Origin of the sequence: Flavobacterium sp. HJSW_4, assembly GCF_042436695.1 — a bacterium.
Classification (GTDB): Bacteria; Bacteroidota; Bacteroidia; order Flavobacteriales; family Flavobacteriaceae; genus Flavobacterium.
Map to the genome: position 1 here is coordinate 82,623 of NZ_JBHNPP010000017.1, position 18,610 is coordinate 101,232.

The 18,610-nt window shown below is 35.7% G+C and carries 11 protein-coding genes; all 11 read right to left on the reverse strand.

What is annotated here, in order from left to right; all coding sequences use genetic code 11:
* Nucleotides 1-18 precede the first annotated feature (18 nt).
* Nucleotides 19-735 carry an anaerobic ribonucleoside-triphosphate reductase activating protein gene (locus ACE01P_RS16225; protein ID WP_379699838.1) on the reverse strand — a complete coding sequence of 239 codons (717 nt, stop codon included), beginning with the start codon at nucleotides 733-735 and terminating at the stop codon, nucleotides 19-21.
* Complete coding sequence (gene nrdD / locus ACE01P_RS16230) at nucleotides 689-856, reverse strand: anaerobic ribonucleoside-triphosphate reductase (RefSeq protein ID WP_379699840.1); 168 nt, start codon at nucleotides 854-856, stop codon at nucleotides 689-691. The genes ACE01P_RS16225 and nrdD overlap by 47 nt, the downstream gene beginning before the upstream one ends.
* Nucleotides 837-2,960, reverse strand: a complete 2,124-nt coding sequence (locus ACE01P_RS16235) for a ribonucleoside triphosphate reductase (RefSeq protein WP_379699842.1) — start codon at nucleotides 2,958-2,960, stop codon at nucleotides 837-839. The genes nrdD and ACE01P_RS16235 overlap by 20 nt, the downstream gene beginning before the upstream one ends.
* Nucleotides 2,961-2,974: 14 nt before the next feature.
* Entirely contained in the window at nucleotides 2,975-3,706 is a 732-nt protein-coding gene (ric, locus tag ACE01P_RS16240) for an iron-sulfur cluster repair di-iron protein (protein ID WP_379699844.1), read from the reverse strand.
* Nucleotides 3,707-3,737: 31 nt separating this feature from the next.
* Nucleotides 3,738-5,252 (reverse strand): L-aspartate oxidase, encoded by a 1,515-nt coding sequence (gene nadB, locus ACE01P_RS16245; RefSeq protein ID WP_379699847.1) that lies wholly within the window; start codon nucleotides 5,250-5,252, stop codon nucleotides 3,738-3,740.
* A 28-nt stretch (nucleotides 5,253-5,280) separates the two neighbouring features.
* Nucleotides 5,281-6,213 carry a quinolinate synthase NadA gene (nadA, locus tag ACE01P_RS16250; protein WP_379699850.1) on the reverse strand — a complete coding sequence of 311 codons (933 nt, stop codon included), beginning with the start codon at nucleotides 6,211-6,213 and terminating at the stop codon, nucleotides 5,281-5,283.
* A 259-nt stretch (nucleotides 6,214-6,472) separates the two neighbouring features.
* The gene (locus ACE01P_RS16255) at nucleotides 6,473-7,786 is read right to left on the reverse strand and encodes an OmpA family protein (protein WP_379699853.1); all 1,314 of its coding nucleotides are present in this window, start codon (nucleotides 7,784-7,786) and stop codon (nucleotides 6,473-6,475) included.
* 29 nt (nucleotides 7,787-7,815) lie between these two features.
* Nucleotides 7,816-14,160, reverse strand: coding sequence for an MBG domain-containing protein (locus ACE01P_RS16260; protein ID WP_379699856.1), 6,345 nt, complete (start codon nucleotides 14,158-14,160; stop codon nucleotides 7,816-7,818).
* 14 nt (nucleotides 14,161-14,174) lie between these two features.
* Entirely contained in the window at nucleotides 14,175-15,305 is a 1,131-nt protein-coding gene (locus ACE01P_RS16265) for an ABC transporter substrate-binding protein (protein ID WP_379699859.1), read from the reverse strand.
* A gap of 49 nt (nucleotides 15,306-15,354) precedes the next feature.
* Nucleotides 15,355-15,945, reverse strand: a complete 591-nt coding sequence (locus tag ACE01P_RS16270) for a phage tail protein (RefSeq protein ID WP_379699862.1) — start codon at nucleotides 15,943-15,945, stop codon at nucleotides 15,355-15,357.
* A gap of 215 nt (nucleotides 15,946-16,160) precedes the next feature.
* Nucleotides 16,161-18,509, reverse strand: a complete 2,349-nt coding sequence (locus ACE01P_RS16275) for a mechanosensitive ion channel family protein (RefSeq protein ID WP_379699865.1) — start codon at nucleotides 18,507-18,509, stop codon at nucleotides 16,161-16,163.
* Nucleotides 18,510-18,610: the final 101 nt, after the last annotated feature.

Here is an 18,610-nt window from a genome sequence, read left to right on the forward strand (position 1 = left end):
ACATTCATTTTGAAGTTATTACTCTCTAAAAATAACTTTTATTTTTGAGGTTGAGAAATCTTTAAGGCGTATATTTTTATCCGAATCGTCTAGTTTTGAAAGTGTTGGTACATTATTCATAAAAAGCTGTACATAATAATTTCCTTCAAAATTCTTTGTTTCTAAATATTCAATCATCTTCACAAAATCATTTTCAGAAATTAAAGAAGAATGAAAAGTCGTTCGAACCTCAAACGGAATATTCGACCGAATTAAGAGCGAAAGACTTTCTTCAAATTCTGAAAATAAGCCTGATTGCGTTAGGTGTTTAAAGGTATGAGGAAGACTTTTGAAATCTAACGCAACATAATCAATTAATTGGTTATGAATCAGGCTATTTAATATTTTAGGATTGGAACCGTTGGTATCTATTTTAACCGCAAATCCCATTGCTTTGATTTCTTTTATAAAATCAATTATATTTTTGTGTAAAGTACATTCGCCGCCACTTAATACGATTCCGTCTAATAATCCTTTTCTAGTTTTTAGGAAAGAAAGAACTTCATTAAAATCAATTTTTCCTTTTCCTAAAACAATATCAGGATTGTAGCAGTATAAACACCGCATGTTACAGCCCGCAAACCACACTATGCAGGCTGTTTTATGCGGATAATCTAATAAAGTAAAAGGCGTGAGGCTAAATATTCCTTTAATAGATAATGGTTTCTTCGAAATGTGTGCGTTGTTGGTGTTCACCTTTTTTTCCAATATTAAAACTTTCTACAGGTCTGTGATATCCCATTACACGCGTATAAACCAAACATTTACTTCTTTGGGATTTTTTTTCTTCTAGAATTTTAAGCGTTTTCGTTCTCATAAGCCAAGTGTTTTTGATTGTTTTTATTGAGTAAAATTTCGTCGCATTTTGGGCAATATTCATGTTCACCGTTTAAGTAGCCATGAATAGGGCAGATGCTGAAAATTGGTGTTACGGTTATGTATGGCAGTTTAAAGTTGGTCAAAACCTTTTTTACAAAGCCTTTGCAAGCTTCTGGACTGCTTATTTTTTCTCTCATATAAAGATGCAAAACTGTACCGCCAGTATATTTGCATTGTAATTCGTCTTGAAGCAATAAGGCTTCAAAAGGATCGTCGGTATGATCTACCGGAATTTGTGAACTATTTGTATAGTAAATATTCTCGTTTTGTCCCGCTTGTAAAATTTCAGGAAAACGCTTTTTATCTTCTTTCGCAAAACGGTAGGTTGTTCCTTCGGCTGGAGTTGCTTCGAGATTGTAAAGATTTCCCGTTTCTTCTTGAAATTCCTTCATTCGCAATCGAATATGATCTAGAATTTCTGTAGCGAAATGAATTCCAGAACTGCACGTAATATTTTGTTTTCCTTCAGAAAAATTTAAAACCATTTCGTTCATTCCGTTTACGCCGATGGTCGAAAAATGATTTCTAAAATGCTTCAAATAACGCTGCGTGTAAGGATAAAGTCCGCGGTCATACATTTCTTGAATAAAGATTCTTTTTTTCTCCAAAGTCGATTTGGCTATTAGAAGCAATTCGTCTAAATGCTCAAACAGATTGATAATATTTCCTTTATGTAAATATCCCAAACGTGCCATATTGATGGTTACAACGCCGATGCTTCCTGTCATTTCTGCACTTCCAAAAAGACCATTTCCGCGTTTTAATAACTCTCTTAAATCGAGTTGCAATCGGCAGCACATGCTTCGAACGGCATTTGGTTTGTAAGCTTCTGGATTTTCGACACGATTTCCATTTCCGTCCAAAATATATTGGCTTCCAATGAAATTTTGGAAATACGAAGAACCTATTTTGGCTGTATTTTCGAATAATAAATCGACATTTTCTCCTTTCCAGTCAAAGTCTTCTGTAATATTTACTGTCGGAATCGGAAATGTAAATGGCTGTCCGTTGGCATCTCCTTCAGTCATAATCGTGTAATAGGCTTTATTAATGAGATTCATTTCCTTTTGAAAATCTCCATATTTTAAGTCTATCAATTTTTTAACGCCTCTATTTTTGGCTTCTAAAATCAGATTTTCATTTTTAATATTCGAGAACAAATGCAGATCATTTCGTGTCGGAATCTGTTCTTTTAAATCCTCTGGCACATTCCAATCTAAAGTGATATTCGTAAAAGGCGATTGTCCCCAACGTGCTGGAACATTCAGATTATAAACAAAACTTCTAATTCCTTTTAAAACTTCTTCATAAGAAAGCTGATCTTTAAAAACATAGGGAGCCAAATACGTATCAAAAGAACTGAAAGCTTGAGCGCCTGCCCATTCGCTTTGCAAAATTCCTAAGAAATTAGCCATTTGACCTAAAGCTTCTCTAAAATGAGAAGGAGGTCTGCTCTCGACACGTCCGCGCACGCCATTAAAACCTTCATTTAATAGCACACGCAGGCTCCAACCAGCGCAGTATCCGGTAAGACAATCCAAATCATGGATGTGTATGTCGCCATTCCTATGAGCAGAACCTTCTTCTTTGTTATATATTTTGTCAAGCCAATAATTGGCAATTACTTTTCCTGCAGTATTGCTGACTAATCCAGCGTTTGAATACGAAATATTCGCATTCGCATTAATTCTCCAATCCGATTGATTGATGTATTCTTCAACAGTTTGTGTACTGTCAATATATGTTGTGTCGTCGTTTAAACCATTAATATGTTCTCGCTGTAATTTTCTCGTGTGACGATAAATTATAAACGAACGCATGGCCTGGAAATAGCCTTTTTCAAAAAGCACTCTTTCTATCATGTCCTGAATTTCTTCTACAGGCCACGAAAATTTTACCTCAAGACCAGAAAGAACAGTTTTAAAAATTCTCTTATCTATTGGCTGATTAACGCTTTGAAAGGCTTTCTGAATGGCATCCTGAATTTTATAAGCTTCAAAAGGCTTATAATCTCCGTTGCGTTTGATTACATATTTCTCCATGGTATTTTTTTAATTTATGACACTTTTTCAAATGTTTTTTCAAGTTCGATTGCTTTTGGAAATAAGATGTTGTTTTCCAAATGAATATGCTTTTTTAAATCTTTATCAAATTCTTCGAGCATTGCAAAAGCAGCTTTGTACGTATTGCAAGATTCAATAGGAGGGGTGTAATTGTTGGTTAAAGCTGCAATTCTTTTAAAGCGTTCTCCTTCGGTAACATGATCGTCTTTTAATGTTGCAATTGGAGTTTCAATAGATAAAAAAGGCGGTGTTTCCAGCTCCTGACCTTTACTGTGTGCGATTTTCATTTTTTTAATAAAAGGAAAAACAACCAACTCTTCTCTTTTCATATGAGCTGTTAGATCCAAATACGATTTTGAAAAAATAGTATGAATCTCATGAAGCTCAGGATGAATCGCACCGTGAACACCGCATAATTTATTTAAGTATTGAAGAATAATAGGCGATTTTTCTTCAACGTATCTATGATGGATTTTTGTTATATAATCTGCAATCATGTCTGCTGTCCAGGTTTTATAATCAAAAGACTGGTTGGCAGAACTGCTTCTTGCTTTTTCAATATGCTCAATAAGAACACTTTCTTCAATATCTCTTTTTTTACAGACTTCTTCGATTGTTCGATGACCTTTGCAGCAAAAATCGATATGGAATTTTGTAAAAATGGCTGCTGTTTTGAAATCGTCTGCTACGATTTCACCAATTGTGGTTTTGCTTGTTAGTTTCATAGTGTAGGGGGTGTATAAATTAACTTTGGTTTCAGCACATTTGTTTGTTTGGCGCGGCTTTACATTGTTTGATAATAAGTAATGAAGTTGCGATCATATTCGAAAATTCTATAAAAGGAATAGTAATTTCGTGTGTTTCTGTAAGTGAAACGGCATCATTATGCAATGATTTAATTTTTTCAAAAGCCAAATCTGAATCGCGTTCTTCACTGGTATAAAATGAGGTAACCAATTTTTGCAATTCTTTTTTTAGTATTTCAAATGAATGATAATCATCGGTTTGCTCTGCTTTTGGAAACTTCGGAATTAATATTTTAGATGAAAAAACAAACTCAGCAATAGTTCGATCAACGTTCTCTGAAGCTTGATGAGCAAATACTAAAGCTTCAAGAAGTGAGTTTGATGCGAGACGATTTTTTCCATGAAGTCCAGTTCTAGCGCATTCGCCAATAGCGTAAAGATTTTTAATATTTGTAACTCCATTTAAATCAACTTTAATTCCTCCACATTGATAATGAGCAGCAGGAACAACTGGAATTAAATCTTTTTCTGGTTTTATTCCCAATTCATTGCAATGAGCTGCAATTACTGGAAAATGAGCATAAAATTTTCGTGCATCCAAATGTCTGCAATCCAAGTAAACATGATCTTTTCCGCTTAATTGAAGTTCTTTGCTGATAGCATTTGACACCATATCTCTTGTTGATAATTCGCCTCTGATATCATATTTAAATAAAAATCTTTTGCCTTCTTCGTTTACAATATGAGCGCCAAAACCTCTTACAGCCTCTGAAATCAAAAACAACGGATTTTCTTTTCCTGTAAATAAAGCAGTTGGATGAAACTGAATGTATTCCATATCTGCAATTTCTGCTCCTGCACGCGCTGCCATTGCCAATCCGTCGCCTGTTGCGATTTTAGGATTTGTTGTATTTTCAAAAAGTTGTCCGCATCCTCCAGTACTTAAAACGATAGTTCGCGTTCTCATGTATTTGATGCGATTGTGTTTTTTTTCATAAAAGAAAACTCCGGTACAAGTAGTTTTAGCTTTCTTTGTTTCGGCATTTATGTCAATGACCATATGATTCTCTAAGAGTTCAATATTGGGCATCTTTTTAATAATTTTGAGCAATTTGCTCTCAATTTCCTGTCCGGAGCTATCTTTATGATGTAATATTCTATGTTGTGAATGTCCGCCTTCTAGACCTAAATCCCATTGGCCTTTTTCATCTTTGTCAAAAGAAGTTCCAATTTCGATTAATTCCTGAAGCCTTTCGGGAGCTTGTTTAATAACCATCTCAACAACTTCTTTATCACACAAACCACCTCCAGAACGAAGCGTATCGTGTATGTGTTTATTAAAACTGTCTTTTAAATGATCTGTAACTACCGCAATACCACCTTGAGCCAGTCGTGTATTGGTATTTTTGGCAGTTTCTTTCGTCATTATAACAATCGATAAATCTGGACGTTTTTTTGCTGTTTTCATGGCAAAAAATAATCCTGAAATACCGGAACCTATAATCAATATATCTGTTTTAAGCATGTTATTTTGATTTAGAGTTGTTGTGTTTTTATGAGAGTTCAAGCATTCTTTTTATTGGTTTTAGCGCTTCTGTTCGCAGTTCTTCTGTAACCAGCATTTCTGGGCTTTCATTTTTAAGACACAAATACAATTTTTCGAGTGTATTCATTTTCATGAAAGCACATTCGCTGCAGGAACAGCTGTTTTCTTCTGTGGTAGGAGCCGGAATCAGCGTTTTATCAGGTACTGCTTTTGCAAGCTCATGTAGGATACCGGCTTCTGTGGCCACAATGAAAACGGAAGTAGGATCCGTTTTAATGAAATTAATAATTCCCGAAGTCGAGCCAATGTAATGTGCTGCTTTTAAAATATGACTTTCAGATTCAGGGTGTGCTGCGATTTTTGCAGTCGGATTTTTGTTGTATATCTCAATTAGTTTGTCCAATGAAAAGGCTTCGTGCACAACGCATGAGCCTTTCCATAAGACAAGTTCGCGCTTGGTTTCTTTTTGAAGATATTTGCCTAAATTTTCATCTGGAGCAAATATTATTTTTTGTTCTGCAGGAATCGATTCAATTATTTTTTTTGCATTCGCCGAAGTGCAAACTAAGTCGCTCATGGCTTTTATTTCAGCAGAACAATTTATGTATGTGACCACAATGTGATCGGGATGTTGTTCTTTAAATAATTTAAAATCTTTTGGAGGACAGCCATCTGCAAGAGAACAGCCAGCATTCCAATCGGGTAGAACTACTTTTTTATTTGGGTTTAAAATTTTTGCTGTTTCTGCCATAAAATGAACTCCAGCAAAAACAATAATATCAGCATTTGTGTTTTGAGCTTTTTTAGCCAATTCAAGACTGTCTCCAATAAAATCTGCGATTTCTTGAATATTCTCATCTTGATAATAATGAGCCAGGATCACAGCATTTTTTTCTTTTTTCAATCGGATTATCTCCTGTACTAAAAAGTTCTTGTCCATATAAATTATTGAATTTCAGTTTAAAGCTGATGGTATTTTAAGCTCGTTTTGAAATGTGTTTTAGCATATAATTTTAATAGGGTAAATGTATTATCATCATTTTTTTTAAAACATGATTCTAATCATAGTGTTAAAAATTTATTTTTTTATATTACGCGATTGTGTTGTTTTTGAGTAAACACATTTGTAATAAAGAAAAAGCCTGAAAAAAGAGAACTAATTTCTTTTTTCAGGCTTTGATTTTTGAAAATTGTAGAATTTATTTCGCGTCTATCAGCGTAAGTGAAACTCTTCTGTTTAGAGGTTTATTTTCAGCTGGAGTGTTTGGAACTAAAGGTTCGCTTTCTCCTTTTGAAAATAAATGCATACGATTAGACTCAATTCCTTTATTCTGTAAATAATCAGAAACGGCTTGCGCTCTCTTCATTCCGATTTCGATATTACGAGATTCAGTTCCTATATCGCAAGTATATCCTGTGATATTTAAGTCTGTATCATTATTCGATTTCAGAATTTTGGCGATTTCATCTAATCTTGTAGCCAGTTCTGGAGTTACGTCAGTATTTCCAACCTTTTGAAAAGAAAGAGGTTTTTCAACTATTGCTCGTTCAGCCGGCGTCAATTCTTTTTTAGCAGGAGTTGGTTCAACAACTTTTTGCTGTGCAGGAGGTGCTTGCTGAACAGGCGCTTCTGTTTGAGTTACTGGTTCTGCTTTTGGCTGGACAGGTTCTGGCTTGTTTTTAGTTAGCATAAAACCTAATTTCAGCTGAATTCCGGCAGATAGGTAACGGCTTTCCTGAACAATTTTTCTATTGCCGCTTGTACCATTTGCTTGGATATTATCCAATCCAGTCGGGTTGTAAGCAACGATGTTAAGATTGGCATTTTCTTTTGCTATTTCAGTCAAACCGTAATCTAGATATAAACCAGTGTAAAGCTGTGTTTTCTCTTTTAGTTTGAAAGTAAGACCCGTTTCAACACTTAAAAGAAAAGTAGGATCTAAGCTTACTGTTGTTTTATCTTGCCAATTGGTTACTTTACCAAATCCGTGAGAAGGCAGATCATCAACTGTAAGATTCATATCTGGATAATAACCGCTCAATTGCAATTCGGAAGCAGAAGCTTTTGCTGTTTGTTTTCCTGGAAATAAAATTTTTCCTCCAAATCCAAAATACACTTGAGTATTTGGTGAAACAAAAGTTCTGTATTGCATCATAAGTGGAACTGCAGCAGAAATAAAATGCTGATCTTCTTTATAGTTTGTCGGAGTCACTTGATATTCAAATGCAGAAGTTTGATCATCAACTTCGTAACTTGAAATTGTATTTCCGTTTTTTAATTCAAAACTATTTTGATTGTACATAAGATCGATTCCTGTCAAAATTCCCCAATGGCTGCTGAAGAAATAGGTGTATCCAACACCTATTCCTCCGCCAAATTTGAGTTTGCCATCTCCAAGATTGCTATCATAAAGAATCCCCGACGGACCTCCATTTATCTTAACATTAATTTCCTGTGCTTTTATAGTGACATTAAACAGTAGTAGTATGGCTATCGTGGTTTTAATTTTCATTGCTCGTAATTTTAAATTAAATCTCATTTTTATTTAACCAATAAGTTAATTGTTTTTAACTGACCATCAGCCAATTTAAGAACGATAACATATAAGGCTACCTGTGAGGGAGCGATAATTTGATTTTTGGCTTTTACATTTGAAATAGTCTGAACTAATTTTCCTGTAATGTCGTAAATAACTACCTCAGAACCGTTTAATTGAGATTCACTAAAATCACATTCTAAAGTAAATTCACCTCCAGGTTTAACTGGGTTTGGATAGATTTTGATCTTTTTGGTAAAAATTGTTCCAGTAGTTTCAATTGGACAAGATTTGATTGAATTTCCATTTTTGTCTTTTGAAATTACATAATAAGTACCATTTAAAGGCAGAAGTTCGCTATAATATTGGCGAGTTGCACCAGAAACAGCTACTCCGTTTTTATACCATTGCCAAGCCACATAATTGTTTGATTTGTTATCAAAGAATAGCACATTTGCCCATTGCTGTATAACAAGTCCAGATTGGCTTATTTCGATCGGTTTAACAACTGCTGTTGCTGCATTATGATTTTGATCACCATTTTGTACAGCGGTAATTGTAGAGCTTCCTGATCCAGTGATATTTAAAGTTGTTCCTGAAATTGTACCCAATGCTGAATTTGCAATTGTATACGAAATTGGCAATCCGCTATCTGCTGTTGCAGTTAAAGCTACTGAGCTTGAATCTTCACATCCGAATTCTAAAGTTTGATTCCAAGTAATCGTTTGGTTGGCTTTAGTAATTTCAAATTCTGCACCAGTAAACACAATAGTATAATCAGCACCCGCATCGATTGTTCCTAGTTTGATGTTGTATTTCCCAACATTTTCACCAGCATCTCTAGAAAGCAGACCACTTAAAATAGCACGTGTATCTCCGTTAGCAAAACCTAGCGGTGTATAGTTGAATATTGGGTCAGCAGTACCATATACTTTTGTAATTCCAGCTTCTGCTGTTATAGTAAGAATGTATTTTGGCGTCGTGAAACTAACTTCATTCCCGTAATTAACAAAACCATTACTATTTATAGCATAAGTTCTAACGTAATACGTTCTGTTTCCTCTAAGTCCTGATAAAGTGCTTGTAAATGTTCCTAATGTTGAAGTAGCATTTATTTTAGTATCTGCAGTAGTAGGAGTTGCATGCATTGCGTAGACAAAACCAACTTCTGTTAAACATGCTCCTTTATCTGTATTTATTCCGTCAGAAGAAGCAGTACCAGATAGAGATGCTCCACTTACAGTTATTCCAGAAACAGCTGAAGTGTTTAAAACAACAGGATTTGCAGGCTGAAGAACATCAATAGCTATAATAGTTGAGCAAGAGTTGGCATCTGTAACGGTTATAGCATAAATTCCAGCTGTTAGACCAGTTGCAGAAGCAGTGTTTGATACAGATGGTGACCAAGTGTAAGAGTAAGCTCCTGTACCGCCAGTTGCATTAATTGTAATCGATCCGTTATTTCCGTTATGGCATGAAACCGCTACAACATTTGCAGTTACAATTAAATCATTAGGTTCTGAGATAACGATTGTATTTACAACTGAACACAAATTTTGATCTGTAACCGTTACGGTATAAGTTCCAGCTGTTAAACCAGTTGCTGTTGCAGCCGTTCCTCCAGAAGGTGCCCATAAGTAACTGTAGTTACCTGTTCCGCCAGTTGCAACTACTGAAGCAGATCCGTTATTACCGCCATAGCAACTTACGTTAGTATGAGAATCTGTTGCAGAAAGCACGGTAGGCTCTACGATATTAATAGTTTTGATTATGAAACATCCATTAGCATCAGTAACTTGAACACTATAAATGTTCGGACTTAATCCAGTTGCTGTTGCGGCAGTTCCGCCAGATGGTGACCATAAGTAAGTATAATTTCCTGTTCCTCCAGTAGGAGTTACTGTTGCTGTACCATTATTTGCCTGATTGCATAAAACATCTGTTTTTGATATTGTTGCTTCAAGTAGAGTAGGCTGTTCTATGAGTACCGATGCTGTAGTCTGGCATGCATTAGCATCTGTTATAGTAACTGTGTAATTTCCAGCAGCAAGGCCAGATGCTGTTGCAGCAGTTCCTCCAGCAGGTGCCCATGAATAGGCATATGCTCCAGTTCCTCCTGTAACGCTTACAGTTGCAGACCCGTTTGAACCACCATTACAAGAAACATCATTTTTAGTTATTGTTGGCGCAAGAGCAGTAGGCTGCGTAATTGCATAATTTTCTGTAGCTGTACATCCGTTAGCATCTGTAACGGTTACAGTGTAAGTTCCTGCAGAAAGACCTGTTGGATTTGCACTTGTTCCTCCAGCAGGTGCCCATGAATAAGTGTAAGTACCAGTCCCTCCAGTTACATTGATAGCTAACGATCCGTTAGAGCCACTAAAACAACTAACATCTGTTTGTCCAGTTTTTGTGATTACAAGTGCTGGCGGTTCATTGATTGTAAAGTTTTTGACAATAGAACATCCATTATTTGATGTAATTGTAACTGAATAGTTTCCTGCTGCAAGATTAGTAGCTGTGTCACCATTTCCTCCAGAAGGAGACCAAACATAAGTGAATGGTCCAGGTGCCCCTGATGGAACTACTGATGCAGATCCTGTATTTCCACCATTACACAATAAATCTGTTTGCGAAGTAGTAGCAACTAAAGTGTTAGTTGTTCCTATTGTGAAATTTTTAGTAATAGTACAGCCATTACCATCTGTAATAAGACAGCTATAATTTCCTGCAGCTAAATTACTTACAGTTTGTGTTGTAGCTCCCCCAGGAGTCCATAAATAAGCATAAGGACTTGCTCCTCCAGATGGTGTAACAGTAGCTTGACCACCAAAAGAACAAGTAGCATTTTGTTGAGAAGTTGTAGCATTTAATTGTGAAGGTTCATCTATGAAGAAGTTTTCAGTAATGCTACAGGCATTGGCATCTGTAATTAAACAGGTGTAATTTCCTGTAGCTAATCCAGTAGCTGTTGCTGCAGTTCCTCCAGATGGACTCCATAAATAAGTATAACCACCATTTCCTCCGCTAACAGTAACAGTAGCGCTTCCTGTAGCACTGCCGTTACAAAGAGCATCTGTTTTTGATTTTGTTACCGATAATATCGTTGGCTGTCCAATAGTAAAACTTCTAGTTGCTTGACATGCATTAGCATCTGTTACCGTTACGGTATAAGTTCCCGCAGAAAGACCTGTTGCCGTAGCAGTTATTTGTACAGGACTTGTATTCCATGTATAAGTATAAGAAGGAGTTCCTCCAGTTGGCTCAACTGTTGCAGTACCGTTTGCGCCTCCATTGCAGGAAACATCCGTGTGGCTTCCTCCAGTTAATGCGCTTAAAGGTGCAGCTGGCTGTCCAATAGTAAAAGTTCTATTTGCTTGACATCCATTAGCATCAGTTACCGTTACGGTATAAGTTCCCTGAGAAAGACCTGTTGCTGTAGCAGTTGTTTGTACAGGATTTGTATCCCAAGAATAAGTATAACTAGGAGTTCCTCCAGTTGGGGCAACCGTTGCAGTACCATTACCACCTCCATTACATGATACATCTGTTTTGCCTCCTCCAGTTAATACGTTTAAAGATGCAGCTGGCTGTCCAATAGTAAAACTTCTAGTTGTTTGACATGCATTAGCATCTGTTACTGTTACAGTGTAAGTTCCCGCTATGAGACCCGTTGCTGTTGCATTAGTTCCTCCAGAAGGCGCCCATGAATAAGTATAACCAGGAGTTCCTCCAGTTGGTGCAACTGTTGCAGTACCATTATTGGCTCCTCTGCAGGATACGTCTGTTTGGCTTCCTCCAGTTAATGCGCTTAAAGCTGCAGCTGGCTGCCCGATAGTATAGCTTCTTGTTGTTTGGCATCCATTAGCATCTGTTACTGTTACAGTATAAGTGCTCGCGGAAAGACCTGTTGCCGTAGCAGTTGTTTGTACAGGAGTTGTATTCCAAGAATAAGTATAACCAGGAGTTCCTCCAGTTGGTGCAACTGTTGCGGTTCCATTACCGCCTCCATTACATGATACGTCTGTTTGACTTCCTCCAGTTAATGCGCTTAAAGCTGTTGTTGGCTGACCAACAACAATATTACTTATAACAAAACTGCAGTTATTAGCATCTCTTATTGTAACAGAATATGTTCCCGCAGTAATTGCTGTTCTATCTTGGGTTGTTGGCCCATCACTCCAATTGTAAGTATAGGCTGGCGTACCTCCAGATGGTGTAAGATCAATGCTACCATTAGATCCTCCATTGCATGAAGCATTACCTACGGTTACAGATCCTCCAAGTGCAGAATTAGGCTGATTAAGTGTAAAGCTAAAAGGTCTTGAACAGTTGTTAGAATCCGAAATTGTTACATTGTATGTACCCGCAGTAAGTCCTGATCTGTTTTGAGCAGTTACGCCATCATTCCATAAATAAGTGTAACCTGGAACACCACCAGTTGGACTAAGTACTATGCTTCCTGTATTCCCTCCAAAACATGCAAGATGGGTTAAAGTTGCAGATGTAGAAATCGCAGCAGGTTGGGTAACTAAGATACCAGTAATAATTTTAGTACAAGAATTAGCATCAGTAATTGTAACAGAGTATGAACCTACAGGAATTCCTGTTCTGTCTTCAGTCGTAACACCATCATTCCATAAGAAAGTATAAGGACTAGTTCCTCCTGAAGGTGTTAGATCTATAGCTCCAGTGCTTCCGCCGTTACATGCCACAGTGGTTACATTTGTTGTTCCGTTAAGCGCTGCAGTAGGCTGACCAACAACAATATTGTTTATTGTTACACTACAATTATTAGAATCTGTAATAATAACAGAATAGGTGCCAGCGACAAGTGTTGTTCTATCTTGAGTAGTTACTCCGCCACCCCAATTATAAGTATATGTTCCGCTTCCTCCACTAGGTGTAAGATCTATTGCGCCATTGTTTCCTCCGTTGCAAGAGACATTGGTAACGGTAGTTCCACCTGATATAGGAGAGTTTGCTGCTATAGTAAAATTTCTAGATATAGAAGTTCCTTCGGAATCTGTTATTAAAACAGAATAATTAGCGTTTCCAGCTAGCCCTGTTGCAGGATTTACTGAAGTGCCATTAGACCATAAGTAAGTATAAGGCGATTTTCCTCCCGAAGGAGTTACTGTTGCTGTTCCATTAATAGATCCATCACAAGCAGCTGTTTGCGATTGCGTAGCAGATAGAGCTGCATTGGTTGTAAATGAAACCGTATTCCCATAAGATGTTCCTATTGAATTTTGTGCATAGGCTTTATAGTATATTACTGTTCCAGCAGGAAGCGAATTTACTGGAATAGTAAAACTTCCAGTTCCCGCAGTCCCTGTTACTTGTGTTACACCTGGATCGTTAATTATTGGATTTGTCGTTAGCGACCAAACAATTCCTCTGTTAATAGTGCCAGTATCGCCACCATTATCGTTTGAGCCTCCTAACGTGGCCGTAATTGCTCCAAAAATTGTTACAGGAGTTGTTGTGGTTACTGTTGGAGCACTAACAAGGCTTATATTTGGAGTAGTGTAGTTAGCAGGTAGAATTCCTTGACTGCCTGCAGGTGTAGAAGTTGGCGTTGTAATAATCCAGTTACTGTAAGTATTAATGCTTGTTCTTATAGCAGTAGCTGTACCAACCAAGGGACCTGTATATTTTGCGAAAAATTGTGATGGTTCTGTAATCCCAGGAAATAATGAAACACAATTTTTTCCATTTTCTAATCCCCATGGTTTTATACTTTCTCCCCCACCAAGATTTGCTGTTACAGTAGGATTATTCCAATGTGTAACTAAATCATAATTATTATCATTGTAATCGCCATGAACACCCGCTATAAAAGTTATATTTGTTTGTACCGGTTCTGGGTCTGGTATCGGGACTGATACTTGTGTCATTGTAGGTCTCATTACATTTCCAACACTTTGATAGGCTAACATCTGGTCCCCTGCAGATAGATTAAAGTTGTAAACGGGCCCTGTAGGATTAATTACAAAACTACTTGTCACATCACCAATTACACTTGCAGTTGCAGTAAAGGTATTGTTGTTTGCTACAGTTTCGATCACAGATATGATTGTTCCTACGGTTACATTCGGAGGAATTGTCCATCTAATGTGTGGTTCATTGCTTCCTAGCCAGCCATTTGCAGATAAACCTTCTTCAGTAAAGTATACAATTTGTCCAGCTGGTAAAGCTTTTAGGGCAATAAAGCTGAAGCCATCTTGAGCTCCAGTATCAAAACCGATGAAAGCAATATCACCAGGCCCTAAAGTCTGTCCTTTTATATTTTGATGTAAACCAAAGACGCAAAAGAACGTAAAAAATAAAAGTAATTTTTTTTTCATAACATACAATTTAGTTAATGACATAGATAAGCATTGTCCCAGCCTCCTATATGATCAGGTTTCGGCAGTGAGGCAAAAGCCTTAATAAAATCTCCATCGTTTACCAATGTTTCAATTTTTCTAAAGCTTATATTATTGAAAGAATCCAAATTTAATTGGTATATATAATGATTGAATTTGGTTCTGTTGGTATTCTCATCAAATCGGATAGTGCCTCTTGGGCCTTCTATATCTAATTTGTGCATTTCGTCAATTAAAGAACTTGTTTTTAAATTATTAGCGTTTAAAAGTATGTTCTTTAATATCAGCCCATTTTCATAACCTAAAATTGAAAATAGGGTTGGATTTTCATCGTAAACATCTTTATATCCTGAAGTAAAATCTGTTGAGTCGGTGTCATTTTGCATCCAGCTGCTGACTACATAAAGCTCGTGAGGATTATTTTTGTATTCGTCCAAAATTTTATCATTGATAAAAAAAGGCGTTACATAAAAAGGATATTTTTGAGTAAGTTTATTTTGTTTCAAAAAATCAGCATTCTCTTCGGCATATAAACCGCTATAAAAAGCAAAAACAGCATTAGGTTGCTGCGTATTTATGGTATGATCCATATGGGCCGCTTCATTTTCTCTTGGCACAAATGGAGTAATATAATGTCCCGTAAAATGATTTTGATTGTTAAAAGCATATTCCAAGGCAGCAATCAAACCATATCCCGAATCATAAAATGAAGTAGAAGTTGCTATTTGATACTTTTTATGTGTAAAATATTGGCCTAAATAATAACAAGAATCAGTTAATCCTAATGAATTTATAAAAATGCTCTTGTAATCAGATGTTTGATAGGGAGTTGCTGCTCCTAAATCTGCGGCTAATAACAAAATATCATTATTAGAAGCATATTTATAGACCTCAGGCATGTTATAATGACCCAGAAAACCAATTATAATTGATATATCTTCTTGAAAGTTAAGCTTCTGAAGTTTATCAATTATTAGTTTTTCATCTGCACCAATACCAATACTTTCTACAAAAAACTTTACGTTTAGATTATTGAGTTTTAAACCCCTTATAAAATCTTTATCTAATGAAGGATATTGTTGCGACTTTGGAATTAAAATGCCTATTTTAATATTGTTATCCATAAAATGAGATTAAAAAATAGAGGCAAAAAATGCCTCTATTTTGAGTTTATTAGTTTCTAGAAGGAAAAATTCCAGATGTTGCAATACACATATTAACAACAAGATATGGGCTACTTAAAGGAAAAGGTTGAGTTCCTCCAGTTAATCCTGTGTTACCAGCCAAAGCTACAGTTCCAGTAAAGCCACCAATTTTGTCAGTCCCGCTTCCTCCTGGTTCACTGTAGATGTTTGGTGTTGAACCACCAGAAGAAAAAGAGTTGTTTCCGCCATCAGTTATATTTGTGATTGTTCCTCCAACCACAGAATTTGCAGTTAGACTTACTGTTCCTGTACCAGTAGTCGCAAGGGTATGTCCGTGGGCAGGTATATTTAATGTTGTTAAAGTAAATTGTTCATAACCTGCCTTTTCACCCATTACGTAATTACTTAGACCAGGCGCTTGTCCAAAATGAATAGGAGCTCTACCTCTTAGATCAGGAAGACCAAATGTCGACATACCATCTCCTCCAAAAGTTGTTCCTAGTAATGAAAATAAAGCAGAATTCTGTGCGATTGACATCATTTGGCCGTTGCAAAAAGCCCATCCTCTAGGCGCGAAATTAAAAGCGAAACTCAAAATTGTTCCAAGGAATACTTCCATAGTTTGTAAGATTTAATTGTTAGTATTAGTTTTTTAGTAGTATTTTACTACAAGGCTAAATTACTTTATAACTTAATTGTGGATGCACGGGTTTTTACCTGTTTTTAAGTAAACTCTTATAATTTAACATATTAATGTAAAAACAACTAAATATTAAAATATTAACATAAAAAAAGGCGGTAATTAATTACCGCCTTTTTTTATGTTCTTAAAATCTAACTAGAGAAAGTTAAACCTTTGTTTTTGAAACTAATATACAGTTCTTGTCGTGCTGAACTTATCGTTTCTTCCGTTTTGTAGATGCTACACCAGAACTTGATTAGAAGTTTATATTTTCCGTCAGAAATTGAGATGTAGTATATTTGTGATGGTTTTGAATTGTTTACTAAAGTAAGATTGGCAAGCGTTTCGTTTACCACTGTATTAATTTCTTCTGGAATTGTTTCTCCATTGATTTCAAAAGTTATTTCAACTAATTTGAAATTATCAGTATACGTCCAGTTTGTGATATTTTGAGATAATAAATTACCGTTCGGAATAATAATTTCTGCACCGTTTGGAGCATTGATTTTAGTTGTACGCAATCCCATCGATTTGATACGGCCAGATTCTGAACTAATCTCTACAACGTCACCAACCTGAATCGGTTTATCGAAAATCAAGATAATTCCCGATACGAAATTGTTCACCACATTCTGAAGTCCAAGTCCGACACCGACACCTAAAGCTCCTAAAAGAATACTTAATTTATCCAATGGCATTCCAGAAGCCGCAACCGCAAGCAGGTAACCGCTTATTAAAACAACTAATCGTGTGATAAGTAATTTTGAATGCTGTCTTTTATTGATGTTTTCTTCATTTTCATCATCAATTTCACCAAAGAAATAAGCAACATATTTTTGAAGCAAATGAGCAGCCCAGATAATAATAAAGAATAAAACAACATTACCCAATGTAAATGTAATGCTACCAATGGTATTCGGATGGCTTAATAATTTAGTTAACGAACCACGAAGCGATTCCCAGATATTCAAATTTGAAGCAATTACAATCAGCCACATATAACTGATTACAATGATAAAAGGTTTTTTCAAAGTGTCTGATAAACTTTCATAATCAAACATTTTTTCAATTCCTCTTTTTACTCTAGTGGTGTAAATTTGAAGCAGAATAATCTCTAAAATAATCTTCAAAAGAACACTTAAAGCAACAATTTGAGTAAGTGATATAAATGCTGTAATACTTAACATATTAGAAAGAGAAACTCTTCCGAATAAATTGTAAAGAATTGATAAAATATTCAATCCGATAAAAATGATACTTGCCCATTTAAAAAAGGCTTTTATATAAAGTTCTTCTTTAAGTGTTTTAATTTGAACTAATCCATAACGAATACCTAAAACATTGATTGCTACAAAAGCAAAACGTTGCAATAATCCGATAGTGATGAACAAGTCTAAAAAGCAAAGTGCGAAGAATAATCCTAAAAGGAAAAGCCAGTTTCTCATGGCAACTCCAGACCACTGATTTTTGAAAAGGAAGACTAAAACACCAAGTAGGAAAAGCTGAATTAATTCTAAAAATAGGGCAGGAGCATACAAATTAGTAACTACAGCAATGTTTAGTGCAATAACTAAAATCGGTAATAAAACGCCTCTATTTAAATATTTAAAGTTCAAATGGTGTAAATTTTCAGCATAACCATTTGTTTTAAGGAATTTGATATTTCGAGAAATGTACCAAAACAAAAGTCCCATAAAGAAACATAGCGTGATTAATCCGCCCGCTTTGTAGCCTAAGTAATAAGCGGCTACATTTTCTTCGATTATGATTTTTGCTTTTATATTGTGTGTTACTCTTTTCTTTGTTGCAGAATCATTAATCTGCCATAAAGAAGGATATTCTTTATTGAAAATGCTGATTCCAGATTTTTCAAGTTTTCCTTCAACAGCAACTAAAGCATTAGAAACAGAAATTTTTCGCTGTACCGTAAGTCTTTTTTTGTTGTTTAAAGTAGTCTGGTTTTTCGTCATCAAACTATCAGTAGCAACATATCTTTTTCTAAGATTTCCGAATTCTTTCTTAAATTGTTTACGACGAATGGTATCCTTTATTAATGTAATTAAAGTCTTGTCTTTACGAAGATCAATTACGCGTTTTTTAATGTTTTCAAGATCCAGATTTTTAGCGTTGATTGCTTTGTTCTGTTCTTCCAATTCTTGTTGGATTTCTTGTAAAACAATGCGGTACATCTGCTGGTTTCGCACATTCGGATTTGCGCCTTTCAAACTAGCTAAAATTAATTCTAGTTTGCTTTCAGTGTGTTTCATGTCGCCAAAAAGATGACGCGTATCACCTGCAAAATCAATGTCATTGTAGGCAGATTCTAATACCTCGCCAGCTTTTTCAATTGCCATTAAGTAATCGCTGTCTGTAGCTGTAGTGTCGTTGAATAGTCTTCCGCGGGTTTCTTTTTTAACTGTTTTTTGCTTTTGAGCATAGTTAAATTGCGAGAATAGAAGAAGTAAAAATAGAGGTAAAAAATAAAAAGTCTTTTTGCTCATAATCATAATTTAGGGCTTATTTAGGGAGCCCAAATGTAATTTTTTTTGCAAGACTTTTGGTTAAGAAAAATTAAATTAAAAAAAGAAACTTATTTTAATTT